Genomic DNA, 12,328 nt, shown 5'->3' with positions numbered 1-12,328 from the left:
GCCATCGTGCGCCCCGGCGGCCGTACGGGCAGGCCCCCCGGGGTCGCGGCCTGCGCGGCGTCGTCGGAACCCTCGGCGGCGGCGCGCGAGGGCAGCGGCGGCAGCGCGGGCCGGTCGCCGGAGGCGGGCAGCGCGGCGGGGGCGGGGGCCTCCAGCACGGCCGTGGCCGTCTGCCCGGAGCCCTGGGCGGTACGCGGCTGCGCCGGCGCCCGGCCCGCCACCGGCACCGGACCGCGCTGCTGGGCCAGCAGCTGCGGCGAGAGCAGGACGACCACGCCGGTGCCGCCGCGGGAGGAGGGCCGGTAGTTCACGGAGATGCCGTACTTCGCGGCCAGGATCCCGACCACCGCGAGGCCGAGCCGGGTGCCCTGAAGGGCCGCCAGGTCGGTGGACCTGCCGGAGACCGCTTCCACGGCGCGGCGCATGGCGGCGTCGGACATCCGCAGGCCGCTGTCCTCGATGGTGACGACGATGCCCGCGCTGCGCTCCTCGACGTACACGTGGACCTCGTCGATGGGCGGCGAGAAGTTCGCGGCGTTGTCCATCAGTTCGGCGAGGAGGTGCATGACGCCCTCGGCGGCGAACCCGGCGATCGCGACGGTGCTCGCGGAGTGCAGCCGTACCCGGCGGAAGTCGGCGATGCGTCCGACCGCGCCCCGCAGGATGCTCTCCATGACGATCGGCTTGTTCCAGGCCCGGCTCGCCCGGCCGCCCATCAGGATGGCCAGCCGGTCGGTGAGCAGCCCGAGCTGCGAGGTGCTGTGGTCGAGCCGGAGCAGGTCGCTGAAGACGTCGGCGCCGTGCCGGTCCTGCATGTCGCGCAGGTCGGCCAGCATGCTGACGGCCCTGGCCTGCACCCGGCCGAGCGCCTTGGCGCTGGCGGCCTGCGCGGCGGCGGCGCGCCGCTCGCTGACGCCGAGTTCCCGCACCATCTGCTCCAGCAGGACGCGCAGGCGCCCCTCGCCGGGCATGTCGAGTGCGGCGAGCACCGTGTCGGCGGAGGCGCCGCGGCGCAGCGTCGCGACGGCGGCGGGCAGCGCGGTGGCCGACAGGCGCTCCAGGTCGGCCACGCCCTCGCCGAGCCGGCTTACGGCCTCGTCGCGGGCGGCTTCGGCCGCCGCCGTGCGGCGGGCCGCCTCGGCCAGCTCGGTGGTGAAGATGCGCAGGACGCTTTCGAGCTGCGGGTCGGTGGGGCGCTGGGCGGACGCCAGGGCGTCGTAGGCGTCCGAACCGTCGCGCAGGCGCTGGACCATCTGCGGCAGCGTGACGTTGACGAGGTGCGCCGTGTCGCCGGTGCTGCGGGAGATCCGCTCGTGCAGGGCGGCCTGCTCCCGGTGGGCGGCGCCCCGCGCGGCGGCGAGGCGGTCGGCCAGTACCGCGGCGGTGACCACGAGCGCGACGACGCACAGGCCGCCGGCGACGACGGCCCCGAGCACCCAGGAGCGCGCCGCGTCCGGGGCCAGTGCCACCGCGGTGCCGCCGGCCGCGGCGGCCACGGCGAGGCCGGCCGCCGACACGGTCCAGGGCGGGCGCCGTTCCGGTGCACGGCGCGGGCGGGCGGCGACGGGCAATGTCATAGCACGGTCCCTCATGCGGAGTGTGGGGGGCAGACGGCGGACGGGCCGTCATCTGGGCGCGGAAGGAGTGGAGTTGACGACGATGATCCGCTGATCCTTGGCCATGGTAACCACCGACCGTGAGACCTCTGGGCCGGGATCACCCTTGCCTCCGGCGCCTGCGCAGAACCTCCCGATTTCGCGCACCGACCGAAAGATCCGGAAGCGACGGATCAACCGCGCCCGGCGCCCCACGCCGTGCTCGGGCCGTGGGCCTCGGGGATGCCGGCGCGCACCTACTTCGGCGTACCGGAACCGGATCCCGCGCTGCCCGCCGCGATCTGTCCGCCCTCGCGCGTGGCCGCGCCCGGCGGTGACGCGCCGGCCTCCGCCGAGGCGGACGGGCGGAGTTCGCGCGGGCCGGCCAGCAGGTAGGTCAGGCCGAACCCGGCACCGACCACCGCCGCCCCGCCGACCGCGTCCAGCACCCAGTGGTTGGCGGTGGCGACGATGGCGCACAGGGTGAAGAAGGGGTGCAGCAGGCCCAGGAGCTTCATCCACAGCTTCGGCGCGAGCAGGACGACCACCAGGCCGCACCACAGCGACCACCCGAAGTGGAGCGAGGGCATCGCGGCGTACTGGTTGGTCAGCGCGGTCAGCGCGCCGTACTCGGGGCTCGTGAGGTCCTGCGGACCGTGCACCGTGTCGATGTAGCCGAGGCCCGGCATCAGGCGCGGCGGGGCCAGCGGGAAGAGCCAGAAGCCGACCAGCGCGAGGACGGTCGCGAAGCCGAGGGAGGTGCGGGCCCAGCGGTAGTCGGCGGGGCGGCGGGCGTACAGCAGCCCGAGGATCGCCAGCGGCACGAGAAAGTGGAACGAGGAGTAGTAGAAGTCGAAGAACGCTTCGACGCCGTCCGCCTTCGCCACCGCGTGGTTGATCCAGCGCTCGACGTCGATGTGCAGGAACTGCTCCACCGAGACGATGTGGCGGGCGTTCTCCTCGGCGGCGGCGCGCCCGCCCGCGGCCGCGGTGCGCACCTGCGAGTACGCCGAGTAGCCGGCGCGGATCAGCAGGAGTTCGAGGAGCAGGTTCGGGCGGGTGAGCACGCGGCGCCAGAAGGGCAGCAGCGGCACCCGGCTCCAGCGGCCCGCCACGGGTCTCGCGACGTCGGTGGGCAGCGGCTGGAGCCAGTACGGCGAGGTGCGCGGCAGGAACGGCACCGCGCACGCCGCCGCGAGCGCCGCCACGAGCAGCGCGTTGTCGCGGACCGGGATGAGCGGCCCCACGTTCGGCAGCAGCATCGTCCCCGGCAGCGTCATCACCAGGACGACGGCGGCGGGCCACACCAGCCGGTCCGAGGCCCGCCTGCCGACCCGGCCGACCACCGCGAGCAGCACCCACAGCAGTTGGTGCTGCCAGGCCGTGGGCGAGACGGCGACCGCGACGCAGCCGGTCAGGGCGACGGCGAGGAGCAGCTGTCCGTCGCGCGCGCAGCGGACGGCGCGCCGCAGCCCGACCACGGCGACGGCCGCGCCCAGCAGCAGGAAGAGGGCGATCTCCAGCGGCCCTTCGAGCCCGAGGCGCAGCAGCGCGCCGTGCAGCGACTGGTTGGCGAGGCTGTCGGGCCGTGCGCCGAGTCCGGCGCCGGCCGCATGGTGCACCCAGTACGTCCAGGAGTCCTGCGGCAGCGCGGCCCACGCCAGCGCCGAGCAGCCGGCGAAGGTGGCGCCGGTGGTGAGCGCCGCGCGTCTGCGCCCCGTGAACCACAGCAGGGGCGCGAACAGCAGCACCGTGGGCTGGAGGGCGGCGGCGATGCCGATGAGCACGCCCGAGCTGCGCTCTCCGCGCGCCTGGAAGCAGCCGAGGAGGACGAAGAGGACGGGGATGACGCTGGTCTGGCCGAGGTGGAGCGTGTTGCGTACGGGCAGGGACAGCATCAGCAGGGTGACGGCGACGGGCGCGGCGAGCAGGGCGGTTCGCCGGGAGACGGGCTTCGGCAACGCGCGGGCGACGACCATGCCCAGGACGGCGACGAGCAGCAGCGTCCCGAACGTCCAGGCCACCCCGAGGCTCTGCTCGGCGGAGCGGGCCAGCGGTTTCAGGACAAGTCCCGCGAACGGCGTACCGATGAAGCGGTCGGCGTCGTAGAGCGAGCCCGCCACGTGCAGTACGCCCTCTTCGCCGATCCAGGTCTCCAGGTCGGTGAGGCGCTCCCCCGGCGGCGTCCGCAGCAGCATCGCGATCTGCCGCACGCCGAGTGCGGCCACCACGGCCCAGAGTGCTATTCGGGCAGCTCCGACCCGGTCTCCGGCGCCCATCGCCCCGACGGCGCCGCCCGCTGCGCCCCGCTCCGCATTCGCCACGTCGCGCTGACCCTCCCCACTGTCCCCGCACCCGCGTACAGGGTGCGTAGAGCCTCGCACTGACCCGTCCAGAAGACGCAGGCAACCCCCGCTTCGCCTGACTGTCATCCGGTTTTGGCCGGAGGACCACGCTTTCCACCATCCCCGCCGCACCGGCCGGGCGCGAGGTGGATCACGTGCGAGGCGGGCGAGGACCCGTCACCGCCCGGCACCTTCGCCCAGGTTGCCGCCGGTCGGGTCGACGAAGAGCGATCAGCGGCACACCGTCGGTGAAGGCCGCGACGACGCGGGAGGAGGCCCGGGAACCGCGGGCTTCGTACGGTTCGCCGGACCCGTGCGGCAGGATGGGCGCATGAGCATCGTGAAGATCAATGTGCTGTCCGTCCCCGCCGAGCAGCGCGAGGTACTGGAGAAGAGGTTCTCGGCGCGGGCCGGTTCCGTGGAGAACTCCGACGGCTTCGAGTGGTTCGAACTGCTGCGCCCCGTCGAGGGCACCGACCAGTACCTCGTCTACACGCGGTGGGCCGACGAGGCGTCGTTCCAGGCGTGGATGGAGGGGCCGATGAAGGCCGCCCACCAGGGCGGCCCGGGCGCGGGTGAAGGCGGCGAGCGTCCCAGGCCCGCCGCCTCCGGCTCCACACTGTGGTCGTTCGAGGTGGTCCAGCAGGCCGGTCCGAAGAACGGCTGACCTTCCCTTCGCCCCGCACGGTTCGCGTCACATCCGCAACAGGCGCTCCGTCATCTCGCGGTACGTGCGCAGGGCCACCCGCAGTTCCTCCGTCTCGGCCTCGCGGTCCTTGCCCGCCCAGGCCGAGCGGAGGGAGCCGCGCCGTTCGGCCGCGGCCTCGGTCAGGCGCCGGGACGCCTCCTCGAAGACGCCGTCGGCCTCCTCGACCGCGCGCCGGGGGCCGTCCACGAAGGTGTTGACGGCCTGCTGGAGACGCAGCGCCAGCTTGTCGCGCTCGCCCTGCGGGAACAGCGGTGCCTCGGCCGGCTCCGCGTGACCGGTCCCGGCGGCACCGGTCCCGGCGGCGCCCGTGCGGGCGGTCCCCGCCGAGTCCGCGTGGTCGGCGGCCAGGGAGCGCGCGGACTGCGCGTGAGCGGCCCCTGAAGGGGCCGGCGCGGTCACCGGGGCCGCCGGTCCGGCAGGGGGCACGGGTTCGGCGCCGGGGAGCGGGCCGGGGCCGGTCGGCGTCCGGGTGTCGCCCGAGGGGGCGGCGGCCGGCGGTCGCTGCTGGTTGCCGGGGTTCTGATCGGCGTCGTACGTCATCAGGCACCACTGCCCTTCGGGTGGTGGCCCTTGCCCAGCGACCACGGGGTGTGCGAGCGGCCGCGGCGGTCGTCCGCGCGCTGCGGGCGGTGCCTGCCGCTGTCCGCCGGCTTGGCGGTGACGAGCGTCTCGAAGAGCTCGCGCGCTTCGAGCATGGCCTCGCGCATCTGCTCCGTGCTGCTGTCGGTGTGCGCCGCGCGGTGCACCCTGCGGTAGCCCTGCACGCTGTCGGCGTGGTGCACGGACAGCGCGGAGACCTGCTCCTCGTACTGCCCGTCGGCCGGGAAGCCCCGGTCGGCCGCGAGTCGCGCCAGCAGCCGGTCGGCCTCGGCGACGGCGCGCTGCGGGGAGTCGACGAACTGCTCCTGGACGGCCGCCCAGCGGGCCACGTACTGCTCGCGGATCTCGGGGGGCAGCGGCCTCGGTTCGATCGACCCGTGCCGCTTCACGCGCTCTTCGAGCTCGCGCTCGGCGGCTTTCGTGTCGCCGTCGTGGCGGGCGACGACCCTGTCGTATTCGGGACCGAACCGCCTCTTCAGCCCGTGCCCGCCGCCGCCCTCGCGCCGCCGGGCGACGAGAAGGACTGCGACGAGGAGAACGACGACCACCGCTATCAGGGCGATGATCCACACTGTGGACATGTCTGCCTTCCCGGTTCTCGGTCTGTCAACGGTCTGTACCGCAGCGGGTTGCCCGTAATCCGTTGGCCAAACGGTTGCGGGCTCCGGTAGGGACATGACCATGACCTGGCACGTGATCCCCGAGCGCTACGACACCCCCGAGTCGACGGCCCTGCGCCGCGCCTACTACGACGAGGTGGCCAGCCGGTACTGGGGACGCCCGGCGACCGAGCGGGAGATCGACGAGGGGCTGACCGACGACGGCGTCGAGCGCCTCGCGCGGCCCACGGGTGAGTTCGTCGTCGGCCGGTACGACGGCGCGCCGGCGGCCTGCGCCGGGCTGCGGGTGGTCGACGCGACCACCGCCGAACTGACGCGGGTGTACGTGCGCCCCGCCTTCCGGGGCACCGGCGGCGGCGCGCTGCTGCTGGCCGCGGTGGAGACGGCGGCCCGCGAACTGGGCGTCGGGCGCGTCCGGCTGGACACCCGCGACGACCTGGTGGAGGCCCGCGCGCTGTACGCACGGCACGGGTACGAGGAGGTGCCGGCGTTCAACCGGGGCCCGTACGCCGAGCACTGGTTCGCCAAGTCGCTGTGAGGCGACCGCCCGGCACGCCCGTGCGGGGCGCCCGGGTCAGAGGTGGTGATCGGGTACGGGCCCCCGGGTGTGCGGCCGGTCCTCGTCGGAGCCGCCCACGTCGGCGCTCAGCTCCTCGACGAGCTTGACCAGGTCGGTCGGCCGGTCCGGCCCCCACCAGTCGCCGAGCAGTTCGGCCAGGGAATCCTCCCGGGCCTTCGTGAGCTTGGCGGCGGCCTCCCGCCCCTTGTCCGTCAGCACCAGTTGCAGGGCGTCGCGCGCGGCGAGCCCGCGCTCCTCGATCTGCCGGGAGGCGTCGGTGATGACCCGCAGCGGCACCGGTGTCAGGTCGGCGAGCCGGGCCGGTTCGACGGCGCCGGCGCGCTGGATGCGCAGCAGCAGCCAACTCGCGGCGGGCAGCAGGTCGTAGCCCGCCTTCGCGGTGATCTTCTCGTAGATGTGGCGCCGCCCCTCGCGGGTGGTGAGCACCGACAGGGCGCGGACGCATTCGTCGTACGAGGAACGCTCGACCGGGTTGGACGCCAGCGTCTGGCCGGCGTCGGGCGCCGTCACCGACTTGCGCAGCCTGTCCTCCTTGAGGAACCAGGCGATCGCGAAGGCGATGAGGACGACGGGCGAGGCGTAGAGGAAGACGTCCGTGATCGACGTGGAGTACGCGTGCAGCACCGGGGGGCGCAGGCCGGGCGGCAGGAGGGCGATGGCCCTCGGGTCGGCCGCCACCTGGTCGGGGCCGGTGCCGGGCGGCACGGGCTGGCCCGCGAAGGCGCTGTCGAGTTTGCCGGTCAGCCGGTTGGTGAAGACGGTGCCGAAGACCGCGACGCCGAACGAGGCCCCGATGGAGCGGAAGAAGGTCGCGCCGGAGGTGGCCACGCCGAGGTCCTCGTACGGGACGGCGTTCTGCGCGACGAGCACCAGGACCTGCATGACCAGGCCGAGTCCGGCGCCGAAGACGAAGAAGAAGGCGCTCATCTCCCAGGTGCCGGTGGTCTCGGTCAGCTGGTGCAGCAGGAGCAGGCCGAGGGCGGTGACGCCCGTACCGGCGATCGGGAAGACCTTCCAGCGGCCCGTACGGCTGACGATCTGGCCGGAGGCCGTCGAGGTGATCAGCATGCCGAGCACCATTGGCAGCATGTGCACACCGGACATGGTGGGGCTCACGCCCTGCACGACCTGGAGGAACGTCGGCAGGTAGGTCATCGCGCCGAACATCGCGAAGCCGACGACGAAGCTGATGACGGCGACGAGGGTGAACGTCCGCAGTCGGAACAGCTTCAGCGGCAGGACCGGTTCGGCCGCCCTGCGCTCCACGAGGACGAAGCACACGAGCAGGACGGCCCCGAGGACCGTGAGCCCGATGATCTGCGCCGAGTCCCAGGCCCAGGTGGTGCCGCCGAGGGAGGCGACGAGGACGAGGCAGGCGGCGACGGCGGCGATGAGGGCGGTGCCGAGGTAGTCGATGGTGTGGCGGGATGTGCCGACCGGGATGTGCAGTACGGCGGCGATCACCAGGAGGGCGACGACGCCGATCGGCAGGTTGATGTAGAAGACCCAGCGCCAGCTGAGGTGTTCGGTGAACAGGCCGCCGAGCAGGGGCCCGAGGACGCTGGTGGCGCCGAAGACCGCACCGAACAGGCCCTGGTACTTGCCCCGTTCGCGCGGGGGCACGAGGTCGCCGACGATCGCCATGGACAGCACCATGAGGCCGCCGCCGCCCAGTCCCTGGACCGCGCGAAAGCCGATGAGCTGCGCCATGTCCTGCGCGACGCCGCACAGCGCGGAGCCGATCAGGAAGATGACGATCGCGGCCTGGAAGAGCTTCTTGCGGCCGTACTGGTCACCGAGCTTGCCCCACAGCGGGGTGGCCGCCGTCGCCGCCAGCATGTACGCCGTGACGACCCACGACAGGTGCTCCATGCCGCCGAGTTCGCTGACGATCGTCGGCAGGGCGGTGGAGACGATGGTCTGGTCGAGCGCCGCGAGCAGCATGCCGAGCAGCAGCGCTCCGATGGCTACGAGAACGGTCCGCCGGCTTTCGCCCGGTCCGGTGCCGGGTCCGGTCACCGGGAACGCGGCGGGAGCGCCGCTCGCTTGCTGGGCCATGGACTACTCCTCGGGTCCCCTGGGAGTCGTGCACCCTTCCATCCTGATCGTTGTGGGCCGATATGGCCTGCCGAGCCCGGACCGCGCTGGGCTTCCCGTCCGCCGGTCTGCATAATCGCTGCAGTTCGAGGGAGGGGACCCACGGTGAACGGACACACATGTCCTGAGTGCGGTACGGACCGGGGTGCCGCGTCCGAGGACGGCAGACCCGGGTGCGGGTGTGCCGAGCGGGCGGCGGAGGAGTTCCACCCGCTGCGGATACGTCCGTACGTCACGCACGGGCAGCCGCCGGCGTACGCCCCCGCGGCCTCTCCCGCGCCCGGCCGTGACGGCGCCCCCGCGCTCACGATGCCGCTGGGGGTGCTGAGCGCGGTGGAGCCCGGCGCGGGCGAGGCGTACGCGGATCTCCACGACGGCGCGGACACGGCGCCGTACGCCGCCGGTGACGCGGGCGCCACGGACGAGTTGTACGCTTTCGGCTCCCGTACGGAGCGTTCCGCGCGCCGCCGGGAGCAGCGCCGCGGGGGCCCCGCGCTGTGGCTCGCGGCGGGCGCGGCCGTCGTCGCGGTCGTGGGCGTCGCGGGGTTCGCGGGCGGGCTGTTCTCCGGGAGCGAGGAGCAGGAGTTCGCGCTGCCGGACCTGCCGACCAGCGCGCCGGCGACGGCGGACGCCCCTCGGGCGTCGGAGTCCGCCGCGACGCGCGCGCCGTCGGCGGGCGCGTCTTCCTCCCCCGGTTTCCCCGGCTCCTCGGCCTCGGTCGCCGTGGCGTCGGCGTCCGCGTCGGGCGTCGCGCCGGCGGCCGCCACGGCGCCGGGTCCCGCCGACGCGTCGGACGGCGCACCCGCCGGCCCGGAGCCGGACGCTGCGGTTTCGGCGTCGGCGCCGCCGGCGGCGCCGACCGGCGACGCCGAGGAGCGGGCCACGGAGCCCGCCGGGGCGGTGCTGAGCAGGGGCGACCGGGGGCCCGAGGTCTCGGAGCTCCAGGCGAGGCTGGCGCAGGCCCAGTACTACGACGGCCCGGACAACGGCCGGTACAACGACCGGCTGGAGCGGGCCGTGGCCGCGTACCAGGCGTCCCGGGGCATCGAGGGCGACCCCGCCGGGACGTACGGTCCGCACACCCGTCGGGCCCTGGAGGCGGAGACGCGGGAGCCCTGAGAAGAGCCGGAGTGGCGCGGAGCCCCCACTTTTTTGTATCGTGGAGAAACAAAGTGGCCTCCGCCCGTTTTCCCTGACCGGCGGGCGGGGCCGCTTGTCTTTTCTTCCGCTGCCTGGAGTACGCCGATGCCGGCCACCGACACCGTCCTGAACGCCCGCGCGCTCCTCCTCGACATGGACGGCACGCTGGTCAACTCCGACGCCGTCGTGGAGCGCGTCTGGCGCCGCTGGGCCGAGGAGCACGGCCTGGACCCGGAGGCGGCCCTCAAGGTCGTGCACGGCCGCCAGGGGTACGCCACCATGGCCGTCCTCCTGCCGGACCGCCCCGTCGAGCAAAACCACGCCGACAACCGCGAGCTCCTCGCCCAGGAGACCGCCGACGTGGACGGCGTCGTCCCCGTACCGGGCGCCCCCGCCTTCCTGGCCGCCCTCTCCGGCCTTCCGCACGCCCTGGTGACCTCGGCCGACGAGGCGCTGGCGCAGGCCCGTATGACGGCCGCCGGGCTGCCGATGCCGGCCACCCGGGTCACCGCCGAGCGGGTGGGCGCGAGCAAGCCGGACCCCGAGGGCTTCCTGAAGGGCGCGGCGGAGCTCGGCCACGCGCCGGCCGACTGCGTCGTGTTCGAGGACTCCGAGGCGGGCATCGCGGCGGGCCTGGCGGCCGGGATGCGCGTGGCGGGCGTGGGACCCCGCGCGGCCGCCCACCACCCGACGGTGCACGTGGACGACCTCACGCGGATCCGGATCGAAGCCCTCGCCGACGGGACGCTGAACCTGCGCGTCACCGCCTGACGCCCGCCCGCGGCCTTTCGGGCCGCCGCGCCCGTCAGCCGACGGCCGCCTCGTACAGGCTGAACGCCGCCAGGGCCAGCATCAGCGCCGCCGCCACCTTCGTGATCAGGGCCAGGGGTACGTACCTCATCAGGGTGCGGCCGCCCACGATGCCGATGGCCGCGACGGCCCACAGGGCCAGCACCGCGCCGACGCCCACGGACACCGGGTTGTCGTAGCGGGCCGCGAGGGTGGCCGTCATGATCTGCGTGAGGTCGCCGAACTCCGCGACCAGGATGAGCATGAAGCCCGCCCCGGAGACCTTCCAGAACGACTGGTCGGCGGGGGCCTTCACCTCTTCCTCGCCGTCGTCCTTCTTGAAGAGCAGCACCAGCGCGCCCGCGAGGAAGAGCACGCCCACGACCGCCTGCACCAGCCGGTGCGGCAGCAGGGTCAGGACGCTGCCCGCCGCGATGGCCAGGGCCACGTGCACGGCGAAGGCGGCGGCGACGCCCGCGAAGACGTACGACGCGCGGTAGCGGGTGCCGAGCACGAGTCCGGCGAGGGCGGTTTTGTCCGGCAGTTCGGCGAGGAAGACGGTGCCGAAGGTGATCGCCATGACGGTGAAACTGATCACGGGAGGTGGGTTCCTCAATCGGTCGGGCTGCGCGCGCCGAGAGAAACCTGCGTGGATCAGGGGTCGCTTCGGCACGGCAGCGTCGTAGAAGACAACAACACTGCGGCCGAAGGTCTCGCTGGCGGCCGTGAGTCCCATGGGACTCCTGTCCGCCTCCGGGCGCCGGCTGAGGCGTGCTCAGCAGTATGTCGACGGTCCGGCGAAGAGCTACTCCCCTTCTGCTCCGTACAGGGTACGCGACCGGGTCCCGGCCCGGTCAGGGACCTTGGCCCCGCCGCTCCCGCGCCCCGTCGCGGTGCAGCCGCCCCCGCGCGACCAGTTCCAGCACCGCCGCCACCGCGACCGCCTGCACCGCGAGCAGGGCGACCAGGACGAACAGCTGCACCACCCCGGCGAGCAGCGGCGACGCGCCGCCCAGCAGCATCCCCACGAAGGCGCCCGGCAGGGTGACCAGGCCCACCGTCCTGGTCTGGTCGAGACCGGGCAGCAGCGCGTCCGAGGCGGCGGGGCGCGCGACCTCCAGCCGGGCGTCGCGGTCCGGCAGGCCGAGCGCCATGCCCGCCTCCACCTCCCCGCGCCGCACCGCGAGCTCGTCCAGCGCCCGCCGCCCGCCCAGCACCGTCGCGGTGAGGGCGCCGCCGATGAGGATGCCGGTGACGGGCACGAGCGCGATTCCGCCGGCCGGCACGAGGCCGGTGAGCAGGAGCGCGGCGACGACCGGGAGGACGCCGGCGGCGATCGGCACGGCGGCCCACCACCAGGTGCCGTTCGGGGTGACGCGGCGCCCTGCGGTGCGTACGGCGACGGCGTACATCAGGGCGAGGAAGGCGAGCAGCAGCCATCCGGAGCGTACGACCCAGCCGATCAGGAGCGAGACGGCGACGAGCTGGACGGCGGCCCGCACCCCGGCGGCGGCGACCGAGCGGGCCCGGCCGCGGGACCCGTCGTCGGACAGGCGCGCGCAGGCGACGACCGTGACCGCGACCGCGAGCAGTACGGCGAGCACCGCCGCGAGGGTGCCGCCGACGGGCAGCAGGACCTGGGCGTCGGCGGCGAGGGGTGTCGCGGGCGGGGCGGGCACCGCTCAACTCTAGGACGGTGGAGGAACGGTGTCGGAACGTCAGAAGTCTTGATGTGACGTGCTCATGTCGTCACGCTGTTACCTGGCGCCCATCCCCCGGCAACCCGGCGCCACCAAGCTGACCGAGCCCGGCGACGGGCGGCACCGGCACGGTTCCATCCCGTCCGCCCACCC

At 74.1% G+C, this 12,328-nt stretch carries 11 protein-coding genes; 4 read left to right on the top strand and 7 right to left on the bottom strand.

Annotated elements, in window-relative coordinates; translation table 11 throughout:
• Together E2E34_RS23445 and E2E34_RS23440 are read right to left on the bottom strand one after the other, a co-directional pair.
• Window positions 1-1,577: ATP-binding protein (locus E2E34_RS23445; protein ID WP_138903896.1), on the bottom strand; the 1,577-nt coding region annotated here is incomplete at its 3' end.
• 275 nt (window positions 1,578-1,852) lie between these two features.
• Complete coding sequence (locus tag E2E34_RS23440; protein ID WP_138903897.1) at window positions 1,853-3,874, bottom strand: bifunctional glycosyltransferase 87/phosphatase PAP2 family protein; 2,022 nt, start codon at window positions 3,872-3,874, stop codon at window positions 1,853-1,855.
• 397 nt (window positions 3,875-4,271) lie between these two features.
• Between E2E34_RS23440 and E2E34_RS23435 the strand changes: the two genes are divergently transcribed.
• The gene (locus E2E34_RS23435) at window positions 4,272-4,607 is read left to right on the top strand and encodes an antibiotic biosynthesis monooxygenase family protein (protein ID WP_138903895.1); all 336 of its coding nucleotides are present in this window, start codon (window positions 4,272-4,274) and stop codon (window positions 4,605-4,607) included.
• 27 nt (window positions 4,608-4,634) lie between these two features.
• On the opposite strand, the gene E2E34_RS35610 is transcribed toward E2E34_RS23435, so the two are convergent.
• A complete protein-coding gene (locus E2E34_RS35610) occupies window positions 4,635-5,189 on the bottom strand; it encodes a hypothetical protein (RefSeq protein ID WP_167518361.1) in 555 nt (184 codons plus the stop codon).
• Window positions 5,189-5,830, bottom strand: a complete 642-nt coding sequence (locus E2E34_RS23425) for a hypothetical protein (RefSeq protein WP_138903894.1) — start codon at window positions 5,828-5,830, stop codon at window positions 5,189-5,191. Before E2E34_RS23425 ends, E2E34_RS35610 begins: the two co-directional genes overlap by 1 nt.
• Before the next feature lie 100 nt (window positions 5,831-5,930).
• On the opposite strand from E2E34_RS23425, the gene E2E34_RS23420 reads away from it, so the two are divergent.
• Entirely contained in the window at window positions 5,931-6,407 is a 477-nt protein-coding gene (locus E2E34_RS23420) for a GNAT family N-acetyltransferase (protein ID WP_138903893.1), read from the top strand.
• 36 nt (window positions 6,408-6,443) lie between these two features.
• On the opposite strand, the gene E2E34_RS23415 is transcribed toward E2E34_RS23420, so the two are convergent.
• A complete protein-coding gene (locus E2E34_RS23415) occupies window positions 6,444-8,507 on the bottom strand; it encodes an MDR family MFS transporter (RefSeq protein ID WP_138903892.1) in 2,064 nt (687 codons plus the stop codon).
• Window positions 8,508-8,651: 144 nt separating this feature from the next.
• Between E2E34_RS23415 and E2E34_RS23410 the strand changes: the two genes are divergently transcribed.
• Window positions 8,652-9,665, top strand: coding sequence for a peptidoglycan-binding domain-containing protein (locus tag E2E34_RS23410; protein ID WP_138903891.1), 1,014 nt, complete (start codon window positions 8,652-8,654; stop codon window positions 9,663-9,665).
• A gap of 126 nt (window positions 9,666-9,791) precedes the next feature.
• Window positions 9,792-10,457 carry an HAD-IA family hydrolase gene (locus tag E2E34_RS23405; RefSeq protein WP_138903890.1) on the top strand — a complete coding sequence of 222 codons (666 nt, stop codon included), beginning with the start codon at window positions 9,792-9,794 and terminating at the stop codon, window positions 10,455-10,457.
• Between the two features lie 34 nt (window positions 10,458-10,491).
• Here E2E34_RS23405 and E2E34_RS23400 read toward each other — a convergent pair whose 3' ends face one another.
• A complete protein-coding gene (locus tag E2E34_RS23400) occupies window positions 10,492-11,073 on the bottom strand; it encodes a TMEM165/GDT1 family protein (RefSeq protein ID WP_138903889.1) in 582 nt (193 codons plus the stop codon).
• Window positions 11,074-11,329: 256 nt separating this feature from the next.
• Window positions 11,330-12,154, bottom strand: coding sequence for an ABC transporter permease (locus E2E34_RS23395; protein ID WP_138903888.1), 825 nt, complete (start codon window positions 12,152-12,154; stop codon window positions 11,330-11,332).
• Window positions 12,155-12,328 lie beyond the last annotated feature (174 nt).

This window comes from Streptomyces albidochromogenes (genome assembly GCF_005981925.1).
In the GTDB taxonomy this organism is placed as follows: domain Bacteria; phylum Actinomycetota; class Actinomycetes; order Streptomycetales; family Streptomycetaceae; genus Streptomyces; species Streptomyces albidochromogenes.
The sequence above is the reverse complement of the archived record's forward strand: the minus strand, read 5'-3'. Positions and strand labels throughout refer to the sequence as shown.